Origin of the sequence: Comamonas avium (assembly GCF_014836675.1) — a bacterium.
Classification (GTDB): Bacteria; Pseudomonadota; Gammaproteobacteria; order Burkholderiales; family Burkholderiaceae_C; genus Comamonas; species Comamonas avium.
On the sequence record NZ_JACSQK010000001.1, the window covers coordinates 250,231 to 274,970 of the forward strand.

Here is a 24,740-nt window from a genome sequence, read left to right on the forward strand (position 1 = left end):
CCGCTGACAGACATTTTCTTCAAACCCACAAAGGAGACAAACCATGATTCAACGCCGACAGCTGCTACAGGCAGGTGCTTGCACCGCCGTCATCGGAATGCCTGCGCTGGCGCTCGCACAAACCAAATACCGTGCCGAGTACCGACTCTCGCTCGTTGTGGGGGCAGGAACAAACTGGCACTTTGCGGCCGAGCGATTTGCAAATCTGGTTCGAGAAAAAACACAGGGGCGTCTGAACTTCAAACTCTACCCTGGCTCCTCGCTGGTGCAAGGCCAGCAGGACCGCGAACTGACGGCATTGCGCCAAGGGGTGATCGACATACTCGTCGGAACAACGGTGAATTGGTCGGGAACGGTCAAGGATTTTGCCTTGTTCAATCTTCCCGGTCTGATGCCCAACGACCGTGCCGTCGATGCTGTGCTTGCGTCGGATGCGCTCAACAAAGACTTCTATGAGGTGATCCGCCGCTCAGGCATGGAACCTCTGGCAAGCGGCGAATATGGTCCCATTCAACTGATCAACGCCAAGCGCCGCGTAGCTGTACCTAATGACATCAAGGGCCTCAAGATCCGTGTCGTGGCGACCCCCATGCAGCAGCAAATCATGAGCGCCATGCACGCCAATCCGACCACGATGACGTTTGCCGATGCGCAACCCGCACTTGCCTCGGGAGCGATCGATGGACTCACTCTGACCCTCGAGCAGTTTGTTGCTTACAAGCTCAGCTCCCTGGGCCAAAAACACATTGCCTACTGGAATCAATCTAACGAGCTCATTCACTTTCTCGTGGCCAACCCGGTTTGGAAAACATGGAGCGATCAGGACCAAAAGCTCGTCCGCGAGGCGGCCCAGGAGGCAGGCAAGGAGCTGACCCGGCGCGTGCGCGAGACAGTGGCGACCAATGAGCAAATGGTTGCTAAGCAAGGCGTTGACATTTACAAGCCGACCGCTCAGGAGCAGGCGCTGTGGAATGGCGCCACCCGCGAGGTTTACCAGCGCTGGAAGCAGCAGATCAACGCACCGCTGGTGAGCAAGTTCGAACAAGTCGTGGCCCAGGCCATGCAGTCCTGAGTGCTTACGTGATTGACCCCAACACAAGGAGAGAGCAATGAGCAACGTAATCGTCGCCGGAGTCGGCATGACACCGTTTCGCAAGCCGGGTGATCACCCCCCCTACACGCAGATGGCGGCGAAGGCCGTGCGCGATGCCTTGGCGGATGCAGGCTTGGACTACGGTCAGGTACAGGAGGCGTTTGCCGGCCACGTCTATGGAGACTCCACAAGCGGGCAGGCCGCGCTGTACGAAGTGGGCATGACCGGCATACCCATCGTTAACGTGAACAACAACTGCTCTACTGGATCGACCGCTCTGTACTTGGCTCGCAGGGCGATCATGTCAGGGGCGGCAGACTGCGTATTGGCCGTGGGCTTCGAGCAAATGGCTCCAGGCGCACTGGGATCCCACTGGAACGATCGCAGCTCCCCACTCGCCAAGTTCGACGACGCTACAACCCGGTTCGCGGGCGAGAGCGAGTTGCCGATGGCCATCCGCTATTTTGCCAGTGCGGGGGCCGAGCATATGAAGCGCTACGGAACACCACTGGAGACGTTTGCCAAGGTCCGCGCCAAGGCCAGCCGCCATGCGGCGCGCAATCGTCTTGCGCTATTTCGCAAGGAGGTAAGTGCCCAGGACGTGCTCGACAGCCCAGCAATTGCCGAGGGCGTCATGACGCGCCTGATGGCCTGCCCACCAACCTGCGGGGCGGCAGCAGCGGTACTGGTGAGCGAGGCGTTTGCCAAGCGCCACGGCATTGATACGCGCGTGCGCATCCTCTCTCAGGCGCTGACCACGGATCGCCCCGCAACGTTCGAATCTGGCTCCATGCTCGAGGTTGTCGGTTTTTCCATGACGCGTGAGGCAGCCCGCAAGGTCTATGAGGACGCAGGTATCGGGCCGCGCGACATCAATGTCTGCGAGCTGCACGACTGCTTTGCACAGAACGAGGTGATCAGCTACGAGGCGCTCGGGTTCTGCGAGGAAGGCGAGGTGCAGCGATTCGTGGATGACGGCCAGAACACCTATGGCGGTATGGTCGTCACCAATCCTTCCGGCGGCCTGCTGTCCAAGGGACACCCACTGGGGGCGACGGGACTGGCCCAGTGCTTTGAACTGACCCAGCAATTGCGAGGTAATGCCGAAGATCGACAGGTGCAGGGAGCACGCCTGGCGCTGCAGCACAACGCCGGCATTGGCGGCGCCATCGTGGTGACCCTCTATGGCCGTCACGACTGAGGTGCAACGATGACACATGCGCACTCTCTCGATCGCGGGCTGCTCATCGACAAGGATGCAGCCTGTCTGGTGCAAGGCAAGCAACAGTGGACCTATGCAGACGTGGCACGTCACAGCTACCGGCTCGCGCGCAAGCTCAAGGAGGCCGGTTATGAGCCTGGAACCAAGGCATCTATCCTCAGCCGCAACAGCGCTGCTGCGTTCATGTGCGTTTTTGGCATTGCACGGGCGGGGCTGACTTGGGTGCCAGCCAATCCCAAGCTCAACGAGGAGGACAACGCATACCTCCTGAACTTCATGGATTGCGAGCTGCTGATCTTCCACAGCGATCTAGCGGATATGGTTCGCTCACTGCAAAGGCAGTTGCCCAAGCTGACACTGTGGCTCTGCCTGGATCGGCAACTGCCGGATTTTTTGTCCCTTGAGGACTGGCTTGGTGACGTCAGTGCGGAGCCTATCGATGCCTTTCATGACCCCGACGCCGTCGCAATCATCGCACCGACAGGAGGCACGACGGGGCGCTCTAAGGGCGTGCAGCTCACCCAGCGCAATGTGAACGTCTTTATGGCGTCTCATCTGATGAGCCTGCACTATCCGCATTCCGAGCGCCCTGTGAACCTGGCCGCCGCACCGCTCACACACGCAGCGGGCTTCGCTGCGCTACCGACCGTGGCGCGGGGTGGCAAGGTCGTGGTGTTGGAGTCGCCCGATCCAGCGTCTTTGCTCGACACCATCGAGGAGCACCGAGTCACGGAGCTGTTTTTACCTCCGACCGTGATCTACCGGCTGCTTGCCACGCCCGGTGTGGAGACACGAGACTATTCCAGCATGCGGTACTTCATCTACGCGGCAGCGCCCATGGCCGTGGAAAAGCTCAAGCAGGCCATCCAGGTTTTTGGTCCTTGCATGACCCAGGTATTCGGTCAGGCTGAAGCCCCCATGATGTGCACCTACCTCGCACCGGACGAGCATCTACAGGATGGAGCCCTGGCACCCGACGATGTGCTTTCGAGTTGCGGTCATCCGACACCCCTCGTGCAGATCTGCATTCTGGACGATGACAATCAGCGCTTGCCAGTGGGCGCGCGCGGTGAAATCTGCGTGCGAGGCGACCTTGTGACGCCGGGTTATTACAAGCAGCCTGATGTGACAGCCAAGACAATCGTAGATGGCTGGCTGCATACCGGTGACGTAGGCTTCATCGACAAACAGGGCCGAGTTCATATCTGCGACCGCAAGAAGGACATGGTCATCTCAGGTGGATTCAACATCTACCCTCAGGAGATCGAGCAAGTGCTTTGGTCGCATCCCAGCGTAGAGGACTGCGCAGTCATCGGTGTTCCTGATGACGATTGGGGAGAGGCGGTGAAAGCTGTCGTGGAACTCAAAACGCACGCACGGGCCACGGCAGCTGAACTCATGGCCCTTTGCAAGGATCGGCTGGGATCTCTCAAGACGCCCAAGTCCGTTGACTTCATTGACCAATTACCTCGAAGCCCCAATGGCAAAGTGCTCAAACGGGATCTCAGAGCCACATATTGGGTTGGCCATTCCAAGGCCATCTAAACTGGCGTCGCTCGTGTCCCTGTGCTGACGGGCTGAAATGCACATTGACCCGAGCGACAGCACTACGATGCCTCGACTACTGAATCTGACGGCTCAAATGTGATTGATGAGAGCTATTTCGCATCCATGCATTAAATAATGCGGCAACGCAGTCCTGTAAACGGCCTCAATTAAGAATGCAGTAGGCGCATGACTTGTTCATGAAACGTGATGGCCAACTTCCAACAACCCATCGGGCAGCAGCTGATAGACACTGTCGGCTGCTCCCTTAAAACCCGTCGTTGGGCAAGTGCCGGCCTTGTTGATGCAATGACCGCTATACAGCCGTGGCCGATAGGTCGTGAGCCAGCCCTGAACAGCAGCCACCGCGGCACAGCAGATATGTGCTGCCGATGCACGAACGACAGAAACGGGTTGATCTGAGGCTCTTGTCATCGAGCCACAACCAGCCATTAGCCATTCCGCCAGCAAACGCACTGAGGTGGGCCCCAGTGGCGCAGCCCTATGACTTCTTGCGTCGCGTTTCTGGAAGAAAGGCGGTCGCAATGCCAAGCAGAGGCAGAAAAGAGGTCACTCCATAGACCCACACGATGCCGTGGATGTCTGCCAGGTCACCGAGTGCGGCTGCGCCAATGCCGCCGACCCCGAACATCAGTCCAAACATCAGCCCGGATACGAGTCCCACCCGACCGGGTACGGCCTCCTGTGCATAAACCACCAGAGCGGCAAAAGCGGATGACATCACCAGGCCGATAACGATGGCGAGGATGCCTGTCCAGACCAGGCCAACGTGCGGTAAAGCGAGTGCGAACGGGGCAACACCAAGGAACGATATCCAAATGACGGCCTTACGGCCAATCCGGTCTCCAACAGGTCCGCCGGCGAAAGTACCGGCGGCGACTGAGGCCAGGAACATGAAGAGAAACAGCTGGCTGGACTGGACGCTGAGCTCAAAGCGCTCGATCAGGTAGAAGGTGAAGTAGTTGGTGAATGATGCGATGTAGACAAACTTTGCAAACATCAGCACGCAGATGACGGACACCGCACGTATTACGCCAGCGCGGTCCAGTCCCTCGCCGTGGCTTTTTGACAGAGCCTTGGCTTGGGCTGTTCCGTGCTGACGTACCCAAATTGTGAGTCTATATAGAACGAAGATAGCAACCAGAGCAACCACCATGAACCAGGCCACTGCGGGCTGTCCATAGGGGATGACGATGGCTGCGGTCAGCAGGGGACCTATGGCCGAGCCGGTGTTGCCGCCCACCTGAAAGGTCGATTGTGCGGTGCCAAAGCGTCCACCCGACGCCAGCCGGGCAATGCGAGAGGCCTCCGGGTGAAAAGTCGCAGAGCCGACACCCACCACCGCCGCTGCGATCAAAAGCATCTCGTAGGTGCTGGCTGTTGCCAGGAGTGCGATTCCGATGAATGTCATGCCCATGCCTGATGGCAGCAGGTAGGGCTTGGGATGCTTGTCTGTGTACAGGCCGATCCAGGGCTGCAGTAGCGAAGCCGTCACTTGATAGACCAGGGCGATGATTCCGATCTGCCCAAAGCTCAAGGCAAAGCTTTGCTTGAGCATAGGGAAGATCGAAGGCAGCATGGCCTGGATCATGTCGTTGAGAAGGTGGGCAAAGGCAGCGCCACCCACAATAGGCAGGAGAAAGCCTTGCGGCTTAGCTTCAGGAGTCACCACTGGAGTTGCATCCGAGGAAGCGATAGTTGCGGTTTGAACGGTCATTGAGATACGGGGCAGGGCGATGGCGCTGATCTGTTAAGAGGCAGAACTTTGAGATTACGGGTTTGCTAATTGGCTGTCGCGCGCTCATCTGCCAATACCTGTAGAGTTTCTGCCATGACCCCGCACCCATCCCATAAGCACAAGCAGTACGACGACATGGCCTGGCCGGTCGTGGTCATGGAAAACAGGTGGCCGGCAGGTATGTCCACGGGCTGGCATTTCCATCCCAAGGGGCAGCTTCTCTACGCTACTGAGGGGGTGATGATCGTACACACCGATGCCGGGTCCTGGATTGTTTCGCCCAACAGAGCGCTCTGGATGACCACAGGCCTGAGGCATAACGTCACGATGGTTGGTGACGTGTTGATGCGCACGGCGTATATCGATGTTGAGAAGGTCTTGATCTTGCCGGGGGAGAGCAGCGTCATCAACGTCTCTCCTTTGCTGCGCGAACTGCTCGTGGAGGCGGTTGGCATTAATTTTCGCGTCGAACCGAAGGGCCGTGACGCACGGCTTCTCGAATTGCTGATTGATGAGATTCGCGTCTCAACGACCTTGCCGCTGCACCTGCCAATGCCCAGTCACGAGCGGCTTCGCACCATCTGCGACAAGCTCTGTGCAAACCCATCGAATTCCTTCAGCGCTGCCCAATGGGTAGCATCGATTCATGTTGCAGAGCGAACGTTGCACCGGTTATTTATGAAAGAAACCGGCATGACTTTTGCCCAGTGGCGCGAGCAGGCCAGGTTGGTTCACGCGCTGCGTGGGATTGCTGCGGGTGACAAGGTGATCAATGTGGCGCTTGACTGCGGTTATGGCAGTGCCAGCTCTTTTGCCGCTATGTTTCGCCGATATTTTGGGGCCTCGCCTTCGAGCTTCTATCAGTAACAGTGCCAAGTTAAAAAGTTGTCACTTGGGTGTGTACTGTTGACGAACTGGCATCTGCTAATTGGCAGTTGTTAATTGGCCTCTGTTTATAGGCTGCAACTGTCCAGATCCAGGAGCGATTAAGTCCTGGCCACAAGGTCTGTGCACGCCTGAGCTACCTAGATTGCAGCCTGCTCTTCGTGGTCTTTGGCAAAGCTCGATCAGGTACTCTTATGTGAATAAATGATTGAAAACAGCCATGCATACCCACTTCACGCGTGGGATGCGGATATTTGATCTATCTGCATTGAAGTTGCAGCCTCTTGGCATATCCAGTCCATGAAAGCTTTCACCTCTGGCCGTGTAGCCGCACCGGGGCGAGTTACCAAGTAGTAAGCAAATCTCGCAGGCCAGGGCTTATCCAGAACCTGCACAAGTCGTCCCGCTTCAATCTCGCTGCGGGCATAGGCTTGCGCAACCAGTGCTAAACCTTGTCCGGCCTCCGCAGCCCGGATGAGTAGAAATTCATCTTCAAATGCACTGCCTCGTTCGGCTCGTGGGTCTTCGTGTACGCCATGCGCGTTGAGCCAAAGCGCCCAATCAGCACGGTCACTGTCGTGGAGCAGTGGAAAGCGCAGGCAGTCGGCAGCATCTGTGATCGATTCTTGCTGATCTTTCAAAAAAGCAGGGGATGCAACGGGTACGAGTACCGGCGCCATTAGGTGCATGACATCAAGGCCGGGATAGTTGCCCAGCCCATGGCGCAGTGCAATATCTACACGAGCTCGTCGCAAATCCACCAGCTCAGAGGTGGCTTCCACGCGCACTTCTATATCAGGGTTATGTTGCTTGAAGCGTCCTAGTCGAGGAACTAGCCAGGAAGCCGCAAATGTAGCCACGGTACTGACCGTGAGGCTTTTTCTGCTTGTAGTGGCTTCCAAGGTGTCCACGGCCTTGTCAATTTGCAGGAATGCCTCCAACAGCTTGGGGTAGACGCTTGCACCGGCTTTGGTAAGACGCATACCCAGACGTTCGCGCTCCAGCAGGACTACGCCCAGCCTGTCTTCCAGTAATCGAATCTGTTGGCTGACCGCCCCGGGAGTGACGTGCAATGCCTGGGCTGCGGCCTTGACGCTTCCGCGCTGTCCGACTTCGACAAACGTGCGCAGAGCTTGTAATGGGTATGTCATGTTGAATTTAGTTTTGCTAAATACAAAAGGTAGAAATCATCGCTTTTCTAACCATTAAATAAGAAGAAAAATGCGAACTGTCGATTAATTTCTAATTTAGTTTATCTAAAAAATGTTGCATCTTTATACCGACAGTTCTCCGAATGGGTTCAAGGTAACCATTGCGCTTGAAGAGCTTTCATTGCCGTACAGCCTTCACCACGTGCGTATCGATGAAGGCGATCATCAACAACCAGACTTTCTTGCCCTGAATCCGCATGGCCGCATTCCGGTGCTCACGGATAGCGATACAGGCGTTGTTCTTTTCGAGTCGGCAGCCATCTTGCTTTACCTGTCAGAAAGGACGGGGAAACTGTTGCCTCAGAACGCACGCGCACGCTGGGAAGCCATCAAGTGGTTGCAGTTCCATGCGTCCAGCGTTGGCCCGCTGCTGGGCCAGCGTGTGTACTTTGAGCTGTTTGCAAATGCGCCTATTGCAGAGGCTATAGACCGCTATCGAAACCTCACGCAAGAGATGTTTGCAGTGCTAGACCGTCTGCTGGCCAATCGCCCCTATCTGGCAGGGGAGGACTATTCGATTGCAGATATCGCTCATTTTGGCTGGATGCACATTGCACAAATCGTCCATTTCGACTTCAGTCAGTACCGTCACTTGAGTGAATGGTATGCGCGCATCGGGGCTCGAGCCGCAGTGCAAAAAGGCATCACGCTGCCAGCACCGGCAACTGGCGCATGAACATCAATCAGACCTATCCAGAAATGACCAATTCACATTTTTCTGCGCGCACGCGTGGCGCGCCCTGTGCCGCTTTTTATGCACACCCGGGCTACACACGCATGTTCGCTGCGGATCGGCTGACTGTGGGAATCTTCTTGCCGTTGCGAAGCTACCAAGGAGACATGGCTGTGCTTGCGGGTCAGGCGCATCTGGTCACTGAAATCGATAGACATGGTTTTGCCGCAGTGTGGGTGCGAGATGTACCTTTGTTTGATCCATCTTTTGGAGATGCGGGACAGGTTTTTGACCCGTTCACCTACCTTGCTTTCCTGGCTGCAAACACCAAGCATGTGGCTTTGGCAACAGGTAGTGCCGTCATCTCTTTGCGTCATCCCATTGACTTGGCGAAAGCAGCTGCCACGATTGATCAGTTGTCTGGTGGGCGCTTGGTGATGGGTGTGGCCTCGGGTGACAGGCCTATGGAGTTTCCCGCGTATGGACTTGAGCATGCTGCCAGGGCCGATCGATTTGCTCAGGCGCTCTCCTATATGCGGCAACTGACACAGACCGGGCTTTTGTCCATTGATTCCCCGCTAGGGCACTTCAAGGGGGCAGAGTTCCTGCCAAAACCTGTGGCAGGGTCCATACCGCTGGTTGTCACGGGTTCATCAGGTCAATCGCTGTCCTGGATTGCAGAGCACGCAGACGGCTGGTTAACTTACCCCAATGAGACGCATACCCCGAGAGGGCCGCAACATTTGGCGGAAAAAATTCGTGCTTGGCGAAACCTCATTGCAGATGGTGCGTTTCGTCCGCACATGACCAATGAGTGGATCGATCTTGTCGATGACCCCGAGCACCCTCGCACGCCTTTGCACGGGGGTTATGTGTTGCGAACAGGGCGTAACGGTCTGATCACACTGCTCCAAGAGTGGCAGGCTGCTGGTGTTAATCATGCAGCACTGGGTATTCAGTTTTCTCAGCGCCCTGCTGCGGAAGTACTTGATGAGCTGGCCAAGGAGGTGCTGCCGCATTTCCCATCCCATCAGGGGGCTCGTGCATCGGCAGTCACCTGGTAAATGCTTGAGCACGGCCATACAGCAAAGGAGGCGTTATGAATATTTGTGACCCAGTGGTGGAGGGTGTCCAGGTGCGGCAAGTGCAACCACACGATCAAACGCAATGGATGCATCTTTACCGCCAGTACGCGCACTTTTATGGTGTGCCCATGAGCGATGCAATATTGGAGCGCACTTGGTCGTGGCTTTTAGACCCTATGCATCCGTTGGAAGGGCTCGTCGCTGAGTCTGCAGGGCAGCGCCTGACTGGATTGGCTCACTTTCGTGCATGCCCGGAGCCACTGATGGCCCAGGAAGTGGGGTACCTCGATGACCTTTTCGTTTTGCACGATCACAGAGGCCTGGGCATCGGGCAGTGTTTGATGATGAACATCGATGCCATTGCGCGCGAACGAGGCTGGCCCCTGGTGCGCTGGGTCACTTCGGATGCCAATACCCAGGCACGCCACCTCTACGATAAGCTTGCCCAGTTGACCTCATGGGTCACTTACGACCTGGATACTCAGAGATAGGCGGGGCGCAGATGCCATGCTGTTTGCTGGCCCGGCCTGCATCACAGTCCGAAGTCTGAATACTTCTGCCAATGATTGCTCTGTGGCTTTACGCCGATGGCCTGACACCCTGCCTTATGCTTGCCGCAACGCTACCCCACACTTGGATTGGTGCCTGCACCATTGACTGCCATGACAGATATCCGCTTTGCCCGTTTCCCTGATGATCTTGACTCGGTGCTCTGCATTTTCCGGGAGTATGTGGCCAGTCCCGCCGCCAACTTGGACTTTCAAGACTTTGAATCCGAGTTCGCATCCTTGCCAGGAAAATACGCTGCACCCGAAGGCTGTGTTCTGCTGGCTTGGAAGAACGGTCAGCCCGTGGGATGCGCTGCGCTGCGTCGTGTAGATGCCCAAGTGGCAGAGATGAAGCGCGTCTATGTGCGGCCTGCAGTGCGTGGTGAAAGCCTGGGGCGCCGATTGGTGGAGGGTATTTTGGAGTCTGCGCGGCAGGCTGGCTACGCCCGCATCTGCCTGGATGTGCTGCCCGAGTTTCAGGCAGCGCAGCGGCTTTACGAGTCGCTGGGGTTTGCAGATGCGGCGCCCGTAAGTTTCAATCCTGTGCCGGGGACTCGGTATCTTGGACTGAACCTCAAAGAGCGGTAAATCTGACGACCGATCGAGACGGCCATGCAAGAACAAGGCGTGGATATTCCCGTTTGACCGGCCACAGGCTGTCCATGCTCGATCCTTTGAGCCATCTCTAACTTTTTCCCCTTTGCGCTCGTGCTCACCCAACAACTCCAAGGATTCATCCTGACCCGCAACTGGCGAGATACGGCAGCGGGTACCGAAGTCGAGTACTGGCTGGCCACGCAGGCAGGCCCCTTGAAAGTCCTGCTGACAGGGCAGACGTCCGTAGCATTTGTAGAGGCCAGACACAAAGCTGTGGTGCAGGCACAGCTCTTTAGCATGCCGGATGTGACGTTGCGTGAGCTGGGGCTCAAGAGCTTTCAGCAAGAGCCAGTTCTGGGGGTGTACTCCAAAAAATTCCGTCAACTGGGGCGGCTGGCACGCGCACTTCAGCGCCAGGGGGTTGCTTTGCTTGAAGCCGATGTGCGCCCGCATGAACGCTATCTGATGGAGCGTTTCATCACTGCGAGTGTGACGATTCAAGGAGGGCGGCTAGAAAACTCCGTGTGCGTCGACTGCAAGCTCCTGCCTGCACCGGATTACAGGCCACATTTGAAAGTCGTTTCGCTGGATATCGAAACCAGCCAGCACCAGGAGCTTTATTCCATTGCGCTGGATGGCATGGCGGAGCGCGTCGTTTTCATGCTTGGTGAGCAGCCCTGCGAGCCTGTTGAATCCACCAACTTTGCGTTGCGCTATTACTCAAGCCGTAAAGCGATGATTGAGTCTCTCAACGAATGGTTTGAGCGCAATGACCCTGACGTCATCATCGGGTGGAACGTTGTTCAGTTTGACCTGCGTGTTTTGCAAAAAACAGCAGATGATGCGCAAACACCCCTTTTATTAGGGCGCGAGCGCCAACCTATCGCATGGCGTACCCATCCTGGCAAACAGGAATATCTCTTCGCCCCCATGCCAGGCCGGGTAGTCATTGACGGCATCGAAGCGCTCAGAGCCGCGATTTGGAGCTTTCCCTCTTTCAGTCTTGAAAATGTCTCGCAGCAACTCCTTGGCGAGGGTAAGGACATTGGCGATGAGTACGACAAGATGGCAGAAATCGAGCGGCGCTATCAGGAGGACAAGCCTGCTCTCGCCGTTTACAACATCCGCGATTGCGAGCTGGTTCTGCGCATTTTCGAGAAAGCGAATTTGCTGCCTTTTGCCATGGAGCGTGCACATACGACAGGTTTGCAGCTCGACCATTTTGGTGGATCTATCGCCGCTTTCAGCCACCACTACCTGCCGCGCATGCACCGCTTGGGCTATGTAGCACCCAATGTGGGGGAGATTCAGGGCAAGTCGTCTCCGGGTGGCTATGTCATGGATTCCAAACCCGGCTTCTACGATTCAGTTTTGGTTCTGGACTACAAAAGTCTCTACCCCTCCATTATTCGAACCTACCTTGTGGACCCGGTGGGTCTTGTCGAAGGCTCACGTGCAAGTGAGCCTGGGAAACCTGTCAAGGGGCCGATGGATACCCTGTTCTCAAGGGATAAGCATTGCTTGCCGGGGATTGTGACTACGCTTTGGCAGGCACGTGATGAGGCTAAACGCAATAAAAACGAGCCTTTGTCGCAGGCGCTGAAGCTGGTGATGAATTCTTTTGCCGGGGTGCTGGGGGCATCAGAGTGCCGCTTCTTTAACCCCAGGTTAATTTCTGCGATCACCTTGCGCGGCCATGAGATGGTGAAGGTCACCCGTGACTTTGTAGAAAAGCGAGGCTACCAGGCGATTTACGGTGACACGGACTCTATTTTTATCTGGCTAAGACGTAGCCATACTGACGAGCAGGCACGCGCTGTAGCGGCTGACCTTGTCAGCGATATCAATGCGTGGTGGTCGCAGACTTTGATGCAAGAGCAGGGCTTGGAGAGTTTTCTTGAAATCGAGTTCGACACGCATTACAAGAAGTTCTTCATGCCGACAATCCGGGGCTCGGATATTGGCAGCAAGAAGAGGTATGCGGGCCTGTGCAGCGATGAAGAGGGCAAGGAAGCGATGGTTTTTCGTGGTCTGGAGATGGCGCGAAGCGACTGGACACCTTTGGCTCGCCAATTCCAGGAGGGCTTGCTTTCACGCGTTTTTCAAGGAACCCCTTATCAACAATACATAGCCGAGTACGTGCATTCCACTCTGGCTGGTCATAAGGTTGATTCGCTGATCTATAGAAAGCGCCTGCGACACAGACTCGATGCCTATGTGACGAATGTGCCCCCGCAAGTGAGGGCAGCCCGCATTGCTGATGCATACAACGTACGTCTGGGGCGGCCCGCACAGTATCAAAACGGGGGCTGGATCCGATACGTCATGACCCAAAACGGCCCCGAGCCACTGGAGGCTCGCAGTTCACCAATTGACTACGATCACTATCTGACAAAGCAGCTTCAGCCAATTGCAGATGCCATCTTGGTGCCGCTGGGCGACAGCTTTACAGCGTTGACGTCGCCCCAAAAAAATCTCTTTTAGCGAATGGATTGCCCCTGATCGGTCCACATCGAATGTGTCAGCTTTAAAAAATCAAAGCTAGCAGCAATCGATGATCAATCACTCATGCCCAATCGATTGATAAGGCATGAGGTATCAGCGAAGTACGGGGCGTTGTCTCAAGCGACTGCGGCTTACACCTGATCGGCTGACAGGCCCGCAGTCTGGCTGAAGCCACCGTCTACATAGGTGATCTCGGCGGTTACGCCAGAAGCCAGGTCTGACAGCATGAAAGCTGCTACGTTGCCGACATCTTCAATGGTGACATTGCGGCGCAGTGGCGATGCATCGGCCACGCGGCCCAGCAACTTGCCAAAGTCCTTGATGCCCGAAGCAGCCAAGGTCTTGATGGGGCCAGCAGAAATACCGTTGGCGCGGATGGCGCGGCCATCTGCGGTGCGGCCCACGGCTTCAGCCAGGTAGCGCACCGAAGCTTCCAGCGATGCCTTGGCCAGCCCCATGGTGTTGTAGTTGGGAATGGAGCGCAGTGCGCCCAGGTACGACAGTGTCAGCAGTGACGACTTGTCGTTCAGGTAAGGCAGAGCCGCCTTGGCCATTGCGGGGAAGCTGTAGGCGCTGATGTCGTGGGCGATCTGGAAAGCTTCGCGGCTCAGACCTTCCAGGAAATTGCCTGCAATGGCTTCACGCGGCGCGAAACCGATGGAGTGCACAAAGCCGTCAAACTTGCCCCAGGCATCGCCCAGGCCCTTGAACATGGCTTCAATCTGTGCGTCGTCGGCGACGTCGCAGTCAAAAATCAGGGTCGAATTGAATTCAGCCGCGAAATCGGTGATGCGGTCCTTGAAACGCTCGCCCACGTAGCTAAAAGCCAGTTCAGCGCCTTGCTCATGGCAAGCCTTGGCAATACCGTAAGCGATGGAGCGGTTGGACAGCACGCCAGTGATCAGCAGCTTCTTGCCGGTCAGAAAACCCATTGTTCTTCTCCTTAGGAAATTCAGTGAAGGCCAGCCGCAGGTTTTGTACAACGCAAAAAACACAGGGCGGCGGGCCGCAGTGGTGCAGAATTGTCGCATGCGCTTTTGGAAGTTTTGTTTCTTGCTCGCAGGAGCCACTACGGTTGCCCCGACTTGGGCTGGCTACGCCTATGCTTTGTGGGGACAGCCCAAGTACGCGCAGGACTTTGCACACTTTGGCTATGTCAACCCTGACGCCCCCAAAGGCGGGGAGTTGCGGCTGGTCAGCAACCTGCGGGTTTCAACCTTCGATAAATACAACCCGTTCACCATCAAAGGCAATGCACCCGCTTATTTGTCCAACTTGATGTTTGATACCTTGCTGACCGGCAGCATGGATGAAACAGCGACAGGTTATGGCCTGCTGGCAGAAGACGTGACGGTGGCCGCTGATGGCATGTCTGCCACCTTTCGCCTGCGCCGCCAAGCCCGTTTTCACGACGGCACACCGGTTCTGGCCCAAGATGTGCGGCACAGCTTTGCCACGTTGATGGGGCCACACACCTCGCCCGCCTACAAAACCATGCTGGCTGAAGTCGTGGCTTGTGAGGTGATGGACAACCGCACGGTGCGCTTTACTTTTCGAGCGCCCAATCGTGAACTGCCACTGACCGTGGGTAGTCTGCCCATCTTCAGCCGGGCGTGGGGTGCAGGCAAGCCTTTCAGCGAGGTGGTAATGGACACCCCGATTGGCAGTGGCCCCTACAAAATTGGCCCAGTGAGCTTTGGCAAAGACATTACCTACGTGCGTGATGCGCATTACTGGGCCAAAGATTTGCCTGTGCGCCGTGGCACGATCAACTTTGACCGTATCAACGTCAAAATTTACAAGGACAACACCGCCAGACTAGAAGCGCTGAAGGCGGGGGAGTTTGATTTGATGCGTTTTTACAGCGCGGGCGACTGGGCGCGGCGTGTGGATGGGCGCAAGTTCAAATCTGGCGAACTGGTCAAAGGCGAGTTCGCGCACAAGCAGCCCACTGGCTTTCAAAGCTATGTGCTCAATGCTCGCCGTCCTTTTTTGCAAGACGTGCGTGTGCGCGAAGCGCTGGGCCTGGCGCTGGACTATGAATGGATGAATCGCCAGATGTTTTACGGCGCTTACCAGCGCGTAAATGGTATTTTTGGCAATACCTTGTGCCAGACCACAGGGCTACCCAGCGCTGCCGAGCTGGAGCTGATGCAGCCTTGGGGCGATGTGCTGCCCCCTGGTGCTTTTGGCCCCATGACGGTTGCGCCACGTACGGATGGCGATAGCAGCCTGCGCGAGAACCTGCGCAAAGCCAAGGGCTTGCTGGCTGCAGCGGGCTGGACAGTGCAAGGCGGTGTGCTGCGCAACAGCGCCGGCCAGGCCATGGAGCTGGAGTACTTGGACAGCAGTGAAGTGGGCCAGCGCACCGTAGCGTCATGGCAGCGCAATTTGCAAAAGCTGGGCATACAGCTCAATTTCCGCGCCGTGGACTATGCGCTGTACCAGCAGCGTTTGCAGAAGTTTGACTTTGATATCACATCCATTGCCTACCAGGGCACCAACAACCCGGGGCAGGAGTTTGCCGACTTGTTTGGCAGCGCATCAGCCGATCAGGAAGATTCGGGCAATTTCCCCGGTGTGAAGAGCAAGGCGGTGGATGCGTTCGTTCAGGCCATGGTGTCGTCCAAGACTGAGGCGCAGTTGCTGCCTGCCTGCCATGCACTGGAGCGAGCGATTGCCCATGGGCACTATCTGATTCCGCAATGGTCGTCCAGCACGCACCGCATGGCCTATAACCAGTGGCGTCTGGAGCACCCGCAGGTGATTCCTCCGTACTCCAATGGTGAAAACTGGGTGATCGACACGTGGTGGGCACGCATGCCCCCCTTGACGGCAGAAACGGCCCCGGTGGTCTTGAAAGAACAGGCGCAATAGACATGCTGGCCTACATTTTCAAACGCATTCTTTTAATGGTGCCCACGTTGATGGGGGTGCTGCTCCTGACTTTTGTGGTCATCCAGTTCGTTCCCGGTGGCCCTGTCGAGCAGTATCTGGCCGAGGCCAAAGCAGGGGTGGGTGGAGGTGCTGAAGGCGGGGGCATGGCTTACCGGGGTGCGCAGGGGGTGGATCCACAGCGTATCGAGCAAATCAAGGCCTTGTACGGGTTTGATAAGCCGGCGCACGAGCGGTTCTTTCAAATGCTGCGCCAGTTTGCCCAATTCGATCTGGGCACCAGTTTTTTTCAGAACAAACCCGTCTGGGCACTGATTGTGGAAAAGCTGCCTGTGTCCATCAGCTTGGGGTTGTGGACGTTTTTCATCAGCTATCTGGTTGCGGTGCCGCTGGGCGTGGCCAAAGCGGTGCGTGCAGGGTCGCGTTTTGATTTGGTGACCACGCTGCTGATCTTGATTGGCTACGCCATTCCAGGCTTTGTGCTGGGCGTGGCGCTGCTGGTGATTTTTGGCGGGCAGTTGCAGTGGTTTCCGCTGCGTGGGCTGACTTCGGCCAACTTCGACGAACTCAGTGCCATGGGCAAGGTGGTGGATTACCTGTGGCACATTGCGCTGCCGGTAACTGCCATGGTGGCGGGCAGCTTTGCGGTGACGGCCATGCTCACCAAGAACGCTTTCCTGGAAGAAATTCGCAAGCAATATGTGCTGACTGCGCGCGCCAAAGGCTTGAGCAAGCGGCAGGTGCTGTGGAAACACGTATTTCGCAATGCGCTGATTCCCATCATCACGGGCTTTCCGGCCGCGTTCATTGGGGCGTTCTTTGCCGGGTCGCTGTTGATTGAAACGCTGTTCTCACTGGACGGTCTGGGTCTGCTGAGCTACGAGAGTGTGATTCGCCGCGATTACCCCGTGGTGCTGGGATCGCTCTATCTGTTTACCTTGATCGGACTGGTGACCAAACTCATCAGCGACCTGTGCTACGTGTGGGTCGATCCACGCGTTAAATTTGATTGAATATGGCTCCAATCCAAACACCGTCTGTGCAGGCAGCTATGTTTATTGAGTCTTTGCCCACCGTGGCACCACGCTCTGTCTCACCGGGGCGCAGGGCATGGCAGCGCTTTAAGCGCAATAGGCTGGGTTTTTACAGCCTCATTTTGTTTTGCGTGATTGTGGTTCTCAGTCTGTGCGCTGAGGTGGTGAGCAACGACAAGCCGCTCATCGTGCACTATGAAGGGCAAACCTATTTCCCGCTGCTCAAAGACTATCCTGAGACAGTGTTCGGCGGCGACTTTGAAACGACCACGGACTACCTCGACCCCTACATCACAGAGCAGTTGCACAAGGGCAGCAACTGGGCGCTGTTTCCTCTCAATCGCTATGGGGAGGCAACGATCAATTATTTCGCCCAGGCCCCAAATCCTGCCCCGCCATCAGCCGCTAACTGGCTGGGCACCGATGACCGGGGGCGTGATTTGCTGGCACAGCTGCTGTATGGCTTTCGCGTAAGTGTGCTGTTTGCGCTGGCTCTGACTTTTGTTGGGGTGCTGCTGGGGGTAGTGACGGGCGCGATTCAAGGCTTTTTTGGGGGCAAGACTGATTTGGCCTTTCAGCGGTTCATTGAAATCTGGGGCTCCATGCCAGAGCTGTACCTGCTCATCATCTTCAGTGCCGTGCTGGCGCCCAGCATCAGCTTGTTGCTGGTGCTGCTCAGCCTGTTTGGCTGGATGGGGCTGTCTGACTATGTCCGGGCCGAATTTCTGCGCAATCGCCAGCTGGACTATGTCAAGGCTGCACGCGCCCTGGGCGTGCCCAATGGGCAAATTATCTGGCGACACATCTTGCCCAACAGCCTGACACCGGTCGTCACATTTTTGCCGTTTCGCATGAGCGCCGCCATCTTGGCGCTGACATCGCTGGACTTTCTGGGGCTGGGTGTGCCCCCTGGAACGCCCAGCTTGGGCGAGCTGCTGAGCCAGGGTAAGAACAGCATTGATGCATGGTGGATTTCGCTGGGCACATTTGCTGTGCTGGTCATGACGCTGCTGCTGCTGACCTTTATGGGCGATGCCCTGCGCGATGCGCTGGACCCACGCAAAGCGCAAGTGACCGATGCCAAGGGGGGTGTGTGATGCAAGCGGCCGATGACAAGCTGCCACTGCTGTCTGTGCGTGACCTGAAGGTGCGCTTTGGCCGCAAGACGGTGGTGCAGGGGGTGAGCTTTGATGTGCATCCTGGAGAGAAACTGGCTTTGGTAGGCGAATCCGGCTCTGGCAAGACCATCACAGCTTTGAGTTTGCTGCGGCTTGCGGAAGACGCACATATCAGCGGCCAAGTCTTGCTCAATGGGAGGAATCTGCTCTCACTGACTGAGCGAGAAATGCGTGCAGTGCGTGGCGGTGATGTGGCCATGATCTTTCAGGAGCCCATGACAGCGCTGAACCCGCTGATGACGGTGGGGGTTCAAGTGGCAGAGGTGCTGCAGCTCAAAGAGGCGCTGAGCAAGCAGCAGGCATGGAAGCAGGCTGTGGAGTTGCTGGCGACCACAGGCATACCAGAGCCTGAACGCCGCGCACAAAGCTATCCGCACCAGCTCAGCGGTGGGCAGCGTCAGCGCGCCATGATTGCGATGGCGCTCGCGTCCAAACCGAAATTGCTGCTGGCAGACGAGCCCACCACGGCACTGGATGTCACGCTGCGCATGCAGGTGCTGGAGCTGCTCAGTGATCTGCAGCGTCAGACGGGCATGGCAATTTTGCTGATCACGCACGACTTGCCACTGGTGCGCCGCTTTGCCGATCGTGCGGCCGTGATGGAGCATGGTGTATTGGTAGAGCAAGGGCCAGTGACGGCACTTTTTGATTACCCTAAACATGCCTATACACACAAACTGCTGCACAGCCAGCCTGTGCGGGATGTACTGCAGACCCATCCCGGGGCCAGGCCAGTGGTGCAGGCCAGTCAGTTGCGTGTGAGCTATCCCGTACCGCTGGCAGGCATCAAGGGCTGGTTTGGCAAGGGTGAGTTTGTCGCAGTACAGGGTGCGCAACTGTGCTTGCGAGAAGGGCAGACGCTGGGTGTTGTCGGAGAGTCCGGCTCAGGAAAATCCACCTTGGCGCAAGCCATTCTGGGGTTGTTGCCCAGCCATGGTGAATTGCACATCAGTGGCAAAAACTGGCAACAGCCCGCCATGCGCAATACACCTGCCAACCAGGCACTGCGCCGCCAGGTGCAGGTTGTTTTTCAAGATCCGTTTTCATCGCTTTCGCCGCGCATGACGGTGGAAGAAATTGTGGGCGAAGGCCTGCGCGTGCACGCCCCTGACATCAGTGAAGCAGGGCGGCGTGAACAAGTGCTGTCCGTGCTGCTGAGCGTAGGCTTGAGTGAGCAGCAGTTCCCCGGTTTGCTGCAGCGTTACCCGCATGAGTTTTCGGGGGGGCAGCGCCAGCGTTTGGCGGTGGCGCGAGCTTTGATCTTGCGCCCCAAAATTTTGGTGCTCGATGAGCCTACCAGCGCGCTGGATGTGACGATCCAAAAGCAGGTGCTGGGTTTGTTGCAGCGTCTGCAGCGCGAGCTGGGGCTGAGCTATCTGCTGATTACGCACGATATGGAGGTGATTCGCGCCATGGCGCACGACGTCTTGGTGATGAAAAACGGCGAGGTCGTGGAGCAGGGCACGGTCGATGCTGTACTGGGGCAGCCTCAGCACCCCTACACCCGGCAACTGGTTACAGCAACCTTTTAGGTCGCTTGGCTGTGCAGTAGGCAGTGCATGCTGCGTTGCATGTTTTGCCGCATCTTTACAAGGTGTTGGGCTGACTGTTGCTTGGCGTGCCTAGTATTGGAGTCGTCAGCAATTACCCACGAAAGGGGTCGCTATGAACAAGCAATACGTGACTGCAGCTATGACCGCACTGGTCGTGGCTGCATCCTCCTTCTCCGCCGTCGCCCAGCCACGCCATGGCGGCGGTGACTGGCAAGGCCAAGGGGCTTCTCAGCGCCCTTCGCATGGCGCCCATAAGGGCCAGCAAGCGCACCGGCCTGCAAAGCCTGCCGCTCCTGCGTATCGCCCTGGCGTGCAGCCGCACCAAGCGCATCCGCATGGAATGCCTCCCGGGCAGGCCAAACGCATGGGTGCAGGCCCGCAGCACAACTGGGTCAAGGGTAGCCGCGTGCCGCTGCAATACCGCTCATCCCACTATGTGGTCAATAACTGGCACGCCCACGGCCTCAAGCGTCCTGCGCGTGGTCAGCAGTGGGTGCAATACGGCGGCGACTATCTGCTGGTGGCTGTGGCCACGGGTGTGATTGCGCAGCTGGTTCTGGGTTATTGACAGCTATCCATGCGCGCACGTGCGTGCGTGTGGGCAGGGGCCTTTGGCAGACACGCGGTATGTGTGTGGAGGCTCAAAAGCGCTTGCTTTTGAGTGTCTGCCCCGGGTTCGACAGGGTGTGAGCAGAGCGAAGTTATCGCTCTGTAAAACAAAGAACCGATTCCTTTTGCATCGGTTCTTTGTTTTTATAGCAGTCAACGTACGACTGGTAATGAACTTAGATATAAAACAATCTAAAAACGCCAGTGCATAGGCGCTGATAGCTTATTTATTTGTAGCTGCCTGTTGGATTGACGCCGTCCTGGTGCACCCACAGCACTTTCTGGGTGTCGATGCCTAGTGATTGCGCTTGGTGTAGCAGCCGCTCTTCCACGCCGTCTGGCAGTGATGGCTGGCGCGAGAGAATCCAGAAATAGTCCAGGCTGGAGCCAATCACCATGGCCCATTGGTAATTATCATCCAGCGCTACAACGTTGTAGCCGCCATAAAACGGGCCAAAGAACGACACTTTGAGGGCTGCAATATCCGGCGCAATCGTCGGGTGGGCTTTGCCGTGAGAAATTTTCCACTCTCCGCGCTTGGGGTCGTAGCCGCGGTTGATGACCTGGATGCTGCCGTTGGGGTTGAGGTTGTACTCCGCTTGCGTGCGCTGCAGGCCTTTTTCAAAACTGTGCTCAATGCGGGCCACTTCGTACCATTTGCCCAGATAGCGGTCTAAGTTGAAGCCGTCGACAGGCTCAATACCCTCTGGAATGCGCGGGTTACGCGTTGCATAGATGGTGGCTCCCGCCAGTGCTGCCAGGCCAATCGTGCACAGCACGGCATTGCCTACCGTCACACCCGAGCGGCTAGATGGCGAAGCTGGGGGGGCGATAGTAGGGTGCAGAGCCGTTTTGAGGCTTTGCACCGTATTGTGTAATTTGTTGGAGGTCTTGCACTTGTGGCAAGTGCAGTGGATGTTGGCCTTGCAAGAACGGTCAAAGAAAGACATGGGCATGATCCTGTGGCAAAAAACGCAGAAACAGGCACTTTGTGGGTGCGCTCGAATGCACACAGTATTTGTAGCAGAAGGCTTGCACCGGTGTAGGTCACGTCCGTAAATCCGTGTGCTGATGTGCTGAGCTTGTGGTGCGCATGCCCAAAAATGGCAGTAAAAAGAGAGGAATGCCCAGATGTGAGACAATTTTTTGAATCCCGCCGTCACGTTGCCTTGCAGTGTGTGGAAAAATAACGGGTTTACTGAAACCTCAACTGGAGAGATTGCCATGGGCAATAAGATCGTTACTGAAGCTGACCGCAAGCGCACACCCCGTCCTGTTGCCCCTAACGGCGTAACTTTGTTGCCACAAGGCCGTGGCCAGCGCTCGAGCTTGGAGCGTGGTTCGCACACTCGCAGCAAGAAGAACGCCGGCAAGCGCCCTCACTCGGGTTAATCCATCGATGCATGTTTGGGTAACCCGTTGCCCAAATCTGACCAAGAAAGCCTCAGGCCCTGTCTGGGGCTTTTTTTATGGATGATGCGAAGTGGGCAAAGTTGCCTGCTTTGCTCTGCTTTCGGAAAAAAGAAACGGTGTGCGGGTTGGTTGTCGTTAGGATGCATGGCTTTAAAGCCATGATGCTGCCCCTGTGAGGGTTGTGGAGCCAAGTTGAAGATGTACTGTGACAAGCCCTCAGATACCATGCAGCCAGTGACGGCACAGGATGGCGCACCCTGGCGGGTGGTGTGCCTGTGTGCTGCGTGGTGTGGTGTGTGTCGCCAGTACGAGCCTGAGTTTTTGGCGATTCAGGAAAAATTTCCCCAAATCCGCTTTTCCTGGGTGGATGTAGAGGACCAGGAAGAAATAATGGGCGATGTCGATGTAGAGACATTTCCCACATTGCTGATTGGACAGGGCGCGCAACCGCTGTTTTTTGGGCCTGTGCTGCCCCAGGTGAAAGTGCTGGAGCGGTTGTTGACCTCTTTGCTGCAGGCCCCGCAGGAAGCTTCTGGCATGCCCTCTGAAGCTGTACCACTGTGGCAACGGATTGCAGCGCAATAGCAATGATTGCTGCAGGAAATCCGGCTGCTTGACATTGCGAATCAATGCTTTGCGGATACAATAGAACATTCACGACCAAACGGGCGGGTATTAACCGCCCTTTTTTTTGGTCGCTTGCATTTGGAGCTCGAAGCCGCCAGCAAGCAATTGCAGGATGGTTATCGGGTTTTTTGTACTTCCGGGATTGAACTGAGCACGTGGCACTACAGCAAATTGTTGAACAAATCGTAACGGGTCTGGGCTACGACCTGGTGGAGATCGAGCGTTCCGCTGGCGGATTGCTTCGTGTCACCGTTGACTTGCCTTGGCAGGCGCCGCAAGAAGGTGCGGATCCTGTTCCTGAGGCTTTCGTGACCGTAGAGGATTGCGAAAAAGTCACACGACAACTGCAATTTGCGCTGGAAGTCGACGGTGTTGATTACACGCGTCTGGAAGTGTCTTCTCCGGGCATCGATCGCCCCCTGCGCAATGAACAGGACTTTGTTCGTTTCGCTGGCGCAGAAATCGATATCACCCTCAAGGAAGCCATTGGTGCAGCTGGTGGTGGTGTGGTGAATGCAAATCGTAAGAAATTCCGCGGCACGCTCGAGCGTGCTGAATCGGGTGGCTGGCAAATCGTCTGGAGTGACGAGCCGCCGCGCAAGCCCGGTGCGAAAGTGAGCAAAAAGCGTGAACCTGCGCCGTTACAGGCAATGGGCTTTACGCTGCAAGAGCTGCGAGAGGCGCGTTTGGCGCCCGTGGTGAGTTTCAAGGGGCGTGGCGCTAAGCCCGCTTGAGATAGAGCACATGAGCTAGATGGGTGCCCAAGCTGGTGCCACCGCTTGAAAGAATTGAAATTAGGAGAGTCATCGCATGAACCGCGAACTGTTGATGTTGGTTGAGGCCATTTCGCGCGAAAAGAACGTAGAACGCGATGTGGTGTTTGGCGCCGTTGAGTTGGCTTTGGCGCAAGCTACCAAAAAGCTGTACGAAGGCGAAGCGGATATTCGCGTTGCGATTGATCGCGACAGCGGCGATTACGACACCTTCCGCCGCTGGGTGGTGGTGCCTGATGATGCCGGTCTGCAAAACCCCGAGGCTGAAGAAATGCTGATGGATGCGGAAGACCGCGTTCCAGGTATTCAGGTCGGTGAGTTCATTGAAGAGCAAATCGAGTCGTTGCCAATCGGGCGTATCGGTGCGATGACTGCCAAGCAAGTAATCTTGCAAAAAATTCGTGACGCAGAGCGCGAAATGCTGCTCAACGAATTCATGGCACGTGGCGAAAAGATTTTCACCGGCACCGTCAAGCGCATGGACAAGGGCGACATCATTGTCGAATCCGGCCGTGTTGAAGGCCGCCTGCGCCGCAGCGAGATGATCCCCAAGGAAAATCTGCGCAACGGTGACCGTGTGCGCGCCATGATCATGGAAGTGGACTTGACCCTGCGTGGCGCACCTATCGTGCTGTCGCGTTCGGCCCCTGAGTTCATGATTGAGCTGTTTCGCAACGAAGTACCAGAAATCGAGCAAGGTTTACTGGAAATCAAGAGCTGCGCACGCGATCCCGGCAGTCGTGCCAAGATCGCAGTTGTTTCGCACGATAAGCGCGTGGATCCAATCGGAACCTGCGTGGGCGTACGCGGCACCCGAGTGAACGCTGTAACCACAGAGTTGGCGGGCGAGCGCGTAGACATCGTGCTGTGGTCGGAAGACCCTGCGCAGTTTGTGATCGGTGCTTTGGCGCCTGCCAATGTTTCATCCATCGTTGTAGATGAAGAGAAACACGCCATGGATGTGGTGGTAGATGAAGAAAATCTTGCCATCGCCATTGGTCGCGGCGGTCAGAATGTGCGCTTGGCGTCCGATCTGACAGGCTGGAAGATCAACATCATGGATGCAGCAGAATCTGCCCAGAAGCAAGCTGAAGAGACCGATGGTGCTCGCAAGCTGTTTATGGAGAAGCTGGATGTGGACGAAGAGTTCGCTGGCATCTTGGTAGATGAAGGTTTTAGCAGCTTGGAAGAAGTGGCCTATGTGCCCTTGTCCGAGATGCTGGGAATTGAAGCTTTTGATGAGGAAACCGTGACTGAGCTGCGCGCCCGTGCCAAGGATGCGTTGCTGACCATGGAAATTGCTCAAGAAGAAAGCGTCAGCGAAGTCTCGCAAGAGTTGCGTGACTTGGAAGGTCTGACACCTGAGTTGGTGGCCAAATTGGCTGCTGGCGGAGTGTTGACTCGTGATGACTTGGCCGATTTGGCCATCGATGAACTGACCGAATTGACCGGTCAAACTGATGACGAAGCCAAGGCTTTGATCATGAAGGCGCGTGAACATTGGTTCACCGACGGTCAGGAATAAGGGTCAGGGA

The 24,740-nt window shown here is 56.5% G+C and carries 22 protein-coding genes; 18 read left to right on the forward strand and 4 right to left on the reverse strand.

The window, feature by feature from the left end; genetic code table 11:
- Positions 1–43 precede the first annotated feature (43 nt).
- Genes dctP through H9646_RS01125 form a run of 3 tightly spaced genes read left to right on the forward strand, consistent with a single transcriptional unit; the run spans position 44 to position 3,860 of the window.
- Positions 44–1,072 carry a TRAP transporter substrate-binding protein DctP gene (dctP, locus tag H9646_RS01115; RefSeq protein WP_191721488.1) on the forward strand — a complete coding sequence of 343 codons (1,029 nt, stop codon included), beginning with the start codon at positions 44–46 and terminating at the stop codon, positions 1,070–1,072.
- 37 nt (positions 1,073–1,109) lie between these two features.
- Entirely contained in the window at positions 1,110–2,294 is a 1,185-nt protein-coding gene (locus H9646_RS01120; protein WP_191721489.1) for a lipid-transfer protein, read from the forward strand.
- 9 nt (positions 2,295–2,303) lie between these two features.
- The gene (locus H9646_RS01125) at positions 2,304–3,860 is read left to right on the forward strand and encodes an AMP-binding protein (protein ID WP_191721490.1); all 1,557 of its coding nucleotides are present in this window, start codon (positions 2,304–2,306) and stop codon (positions 3,858–3,860) included.
- Positions 3,861–4,362: 502 nt separating this feature from the next.
- Here the strand turns inward: H9646_RS01125 and H9646_RS01130 are convergent.
- The gene (locus tag H9646_RS01130; protein WP_191721491.1) at positions 4,363–5,598 is read right to left on the reverse strand and encodes an MFS transporter; all 1,236 of its coding nucleotides are present in this window, start codon (positions 5,596–5,598) and stop codon (positions 4,363–4,365) included.
- Positions 5,599–5,712: 114 nt separating this feature from the next.
- Here H9646_RS01130 and H9646_RS01135 point away from each other — a divergent pair, with 114 nt between their 5' ends.
- Positions 5,713–6,486, forward strand: a complete 774-nt coding sequence (locus H9646_RS01135; RefSeq protein WP_191721492.1) for an AraC family transcriptional regulator — start codon at positions 5,713–5,715, stop codon at positions 6,484–6,486.
- Between the two features lie 251 nt (positions 6,487–6,737).
- Here H9646_RS01135 and H9646_RS01140 read toward each other — a convergent pair whose 3' ends face one another.
- On the reverse strand, positions 6,738–7,655 hold the full coding sequence (locus H9646_RS01140) for a LysR substrate-binding domain-containing protein (RefSeq protein WP_191721493.1): 918 nt from the start codon (positions 7,653–7,655) through the stop codon (positions 6,738–6,740).
- 112 nt (positions 7,656–7,767) lie between these two features.
- Here H9646_RS01140 and H9646_RS01145 point away from each other — a divergent pair, with 112 nt between their 5' ends.
- The 5 genes from H9646_RS01145 (at position 7,768) to H9646_RS01165 (ending at position 13,102) form a co-directional block, all read left to right on the forward strand.
- Entirely contained in the window at positions 7,768–8,391 is a 624-nt protein-coding gene (locus H9646_RS01145; protein WP_191721494.1) for a glutathione S-transferase family protein, read from the forward strand.
- Positions 8,392–8,492: 101 nt separating this feature from the next.
- Positions 8,493–9,452 (forward strand): LLM class oxidoreductase, encoded by a 960-nt coding sequence (locus tag H9646_RS01150; protein ID WP_191721777.1) that lies wholly within the window; start codon positions 8,493–8,495, stop codon positions 9,450–9,452.
- A 35-nt stretch (positions 9,453–9,487) separates the two neighbouring features.
- A complete protein-coding gene (locus H9646_RS01155) occupies positions 9,488–9,964 on the forward strand; it encodes a GNAT family N-acetyltransferase (RefSeq protein WP_191721495.1) in 477 nt (158 codons plus the stop codon).
- A gap of 171 nt (positions 9,965–10,135) precedes the next feature.
- Positions 10,136–10,609: a GNAT family N-acetyltransferase gene (locus tag H9646_RS01160; protein WP_191721496.1), complete on the forward strand. Its 474-nt coding sequence runs from the start codon at positions 10,136–10,138 to the stop codon at positions 10,607–10,609.
- Between the two features lie 120 nt (positions 10,610–10,729).
- Positions 10,730–13,102, forward strand: a complete 2,373-nt coding sequence (locus H9646_RS01165) for a DNA polymerase II (RefSeq protein ID WP_191721497.1) — start codon at positions 10,730–10,732, stop codon at positions 13,100–13,102.
- A 152-nt stretch (positions 13,103–13,254) separates the two neighbouring features.
- Here the strand turns inward: H9646_RS01165 and fabI are convergent, their stop codons facing one another.
- Positions 13,255–14,055, reverse strand: coding sequence for an enoyl-ACP reductase FabI (gene fabI / locus H9646_RS01170; RefSeq protein ID WP_191721498.1), 801 nt, complete (start codon positions 14,053–14,055; stop codon positions 13,255–13,257).
- A gap of 97 nt (positions 14,056–14,152) precedes the next feature.
- On the opposite strand from fabI, the gene H9646_RS01175 reads away from it, so the two are divergent.
- From H9646_RS01175 to H9646_RS01195, 5 genes are all read left to right on the forward strand, one after another.
- Entirely contained in the window at positions 14,153–16,000 is a 1,848-nt protein-coding gene (locus H9646_RS01175) for an extracellular solute-binding protein (protein WP_191721499.1), read from the forward strand.
- A gap of 2 nt (positions 16,001–16,002) precedes the next feature.
- A complete protein-coding gene (locus H9646_RS01180; protein WP_191721500.1) occupies positions 16,003–17,031 on the forward strand; it encodes a microcin C ABC transporter permease YejB in 1,029 nt (342 codons plus the stop codon).
- 38 nt (positions 17,032–17,069) lie between these two features.
- Positions 17,070–18,149 carry an ABC transporter permease gene (locus H9646_RS01185; RefSeq protein WP_225213945.1) on the forward strand — a complete coding sequence of 360 codons (1,080 nt, stop codon included), beginning with the start codon at positions 17,070–17,072 and terminating at the stop codon, positions 18,147–18,149.
- Positions 18,149–19,762, forward strand: coding sequence for an ABC transporter ATP-binding protein (locus tag H9646_RS01190; RefSeq protein ID WP_191721502.1), 1,614 nt, complete (start codon positions 18,149–18,151; stop codon positions 19,760–19,762). The genes H9646_RS01185 and H9646_RS01190 overlap by 1 nt, the downstream gene beginning before the upstream one ends.
- A 133-nt stretch (positions 19,763–19,895) precedes the next feature.
- Positions 19,896–20,351, forward strand: coding sequence for an RcnB family protein (locus tag H9646_RS01195; protein ID WP_225213912.1), 456 nt, complete (start codon positions 19,896–19,898; stop codon positions 20,349–20,351).
- Positions 20,352–20,619: 268 nt separating this feature from the next.
- Here the strand turns inward: H9646_RS01195 and H9646_RS01200 are convergent, their stop codons facing one another.
- The gene (locus tag H9646_RS01200) at positions 20,620–21,342 is read right to left on the reverse strand and encodes a lipocalin family protein (RefSeq protein WP_191721503.1); all 723 of its coding nucleotides are present in this window, start codon (positions 21,340–21,342) and stop codon (positions 20,620–20,622) included.
- Between the two features lie 274 nt (positions 21,343–21,616).
- Here H9646_RS01200 and H9646_RS01205 point away from each other — a divergent pair, with 274 nt between their 5' ends.
- The 4 genes from H9646_RS01205 to nusA all read left to right on the forward strand — a co-directional run bounded on the left by H9646_RS01205 (position 21,617) and on the right by nusA (position 24,730).
- A complete protein-coding gene (locus tag H9646_RS01205) occupies positions 21,617–21,784 on the forward strand; it encodes a hypothetical protein (protein WP_191721504.1) in 168 nt (55 codons plus the stop codon).
- 219 nt (positions 21,785–22,003) lie between these two features.
- Entirely contained in the window at positions 22,004–22,390 is a 387-nt protein-coding gene (locus H9646_RS01210) for a thioredoxin family protein (protein ID WP_225213946.1), read from the forward strand.
- 197 nt (positions 22,391–22,587) lie between these two features.
- Positions 22,588–23,166 (forward strand): ribosome maturation factor RimP, encoded by a 579-nt coding sequence (rimP, locus tag H9646_RS01215; protein ID WP_191721505.1) that lies wholly within the window; start codon positions 22,588–22,590, stop codon positions 23,164–23,166.
- Positions 23,167–23,242: 76 nt separating this feature from the next.
- Positions 23,243–24,730 (forward strand): transcription termination factor NusA, encoded by a 1,488-nt coding sequence (gene nusA, locus H9646_RS01220; RefSeq protein WP_191721506.1) that lies wholly within the window; start codon positions 23,243–23,245, stop codon positions 24,728–24,730.
- The last annotated feature ends 10 nt before the right edge of the window (positions 24,731–24,740 follow it).

What these genes read in the sequence shown, in the direction of transcription:
- fabI (WP_191721498.1), bottom strand. Translation starts at nt 14,055, where the DNA reads ATGGGTTTTCTGACCGGCAAGAAGCTGCTGATCACTGGCGTGCTGTCC.
- H9646_RS01205 (WP_191721504.1), top strand. Translation starts at nt 21,617, where the DNA reads ATGGGCAATAAGATCGTTACTGAAGCTGACCGCAAGCGCACACCCCGT.
- H9646_RS01150 (WP_191721777.1), top strand. Translation starts at nt 8,493, where the DNA reads ATGTTCGCTGCGGATCGGCTGACTGTGGGAATCTTCTTGCCGTTGCGA.
- H9646_RS01160 (WP_191721496.1), top strand. Translation starts at nt 10,136, where the DNA reads ATGACAGATATCCGCTTTGCCCGTTTCCCTGATGATCTTGACTCGGTG.
- H9646_RS01200 (WP_191721503.1), bottom strand. Translation starts at nt 21,342, where the DNA reads ATGTCTTTCTTTGACCGTTCTTGCAAGGCCAACATCCACTGCACTTGC.
- H9646_RS01195 (WP_225213912.1), top strand. Translation starts at nt 19,896, where the DNA reads ATGAACAAGCAATACGTGACTGCAGCTATGACCGCACTGGTCGTGGCT.
- H9646_RS01175 (WP_191721499.1), top strand. Translation starts at nt 14,153, where the DNA reads ATGCGCTTTTGGAAGTTTTGTTTCTTGCTCGCAGGAGCCACTACGGTT.
- H9646_RS01185 (WP_225213945.1), top strand. Translation starts at nt 17,070, where the DNA reads ATGTTTATTGAGTCTTTGCCCACCGTGGCACCACGCTCTGTCTCACCG.
- H9646_RS01130 (WP_191721491.1), bottom strand. Translation starts at nt 5,598, where the DNA reads ATGACCGTTCAAACCGCAACTATCGCTTCCTCGGATGCAACTCCAGTG.
- nusA (WP_191721506.1), top strand. Translation starts at nt 23,243, where the DNA reads ATGAACCGCGAACTGTTGATGTTGGTTGAGGCCATTTCGCGCGAAAAG.
- H9646_RS01180 (WP_191721500.1), top strand. Translation starts at nt 16,003, where the DNA reads ATGCTGGCCTACATTTTCAAACGCATTCTTTTAATGGTGCCCACGTTG.
- H9646_RS01135 (WP_191721492.1), top strand. Translation starts at nt 5,713, where the DNA reads ATGACCCCGCACCCATCCCATAAGCACAAGCAGTACGACGACATGGCC.
- H9646_RS01155 (WP_191721495.1), top strand. Translation starts at nt 9,488, where the DNA reads ATGAATATTTGTGACCCAGTGGTGGAGGGTGTCCAGGTGCGGCAAGTG.
- H9646_RS01210 (WP_225213946.1), top strand. Translation starts at nt 22,004, where the DNA reads ATGTACTGTGACAAGCCCTCAGATACCATGCAGCCAGTGACGGCACAG.
- H9646_RS01145 (WP_191721494.1), top strand. Translation starts at nt 7,768, where the DNA reads ATGTTGCATCTTTATACCGACAGTTCTCCGAATGGGTTCAAGGTAACC.
- H9646_RS01125 (WP_191721490.1), top strand. Translation starts at nt 2,304, where the DNA reads ATGACACATGCGCACTCTCTCGATCGCGGGCTGCTCATCGACAAGGAT.
- H9646_RS01120 (WP_191721489.1), top strand. Translation starts at nt 1,110, where the DNA reads ATGAGCAACGTAATCGTCGCCGGAGTCGGCATGACACCGTTTCGCAAG.
- H9646_RS01190 (WP_191721502.1), top strand. Translation starts at nt 18,149, where the DNA reads ATGCAAGCGGCCGATGACAAGCTGCCACTGCTGTCTGTGCGTGACCTG.
- H9646_RS01140 (WP_191721493.1), bottom strand. Translation starts at nt 7,655, where the DNA reads ATGACATACCCATTACAAGCTCTGCGCACGTTTGTCGAAGTCGGACAG.
- dctP (WP_191721488.1), top strand. Translation starts at nt 44, where the DNA reads ATGATTCAACGCCGACAGCTGCTACAGGCAGGTGCTTGCACCGCCGTC.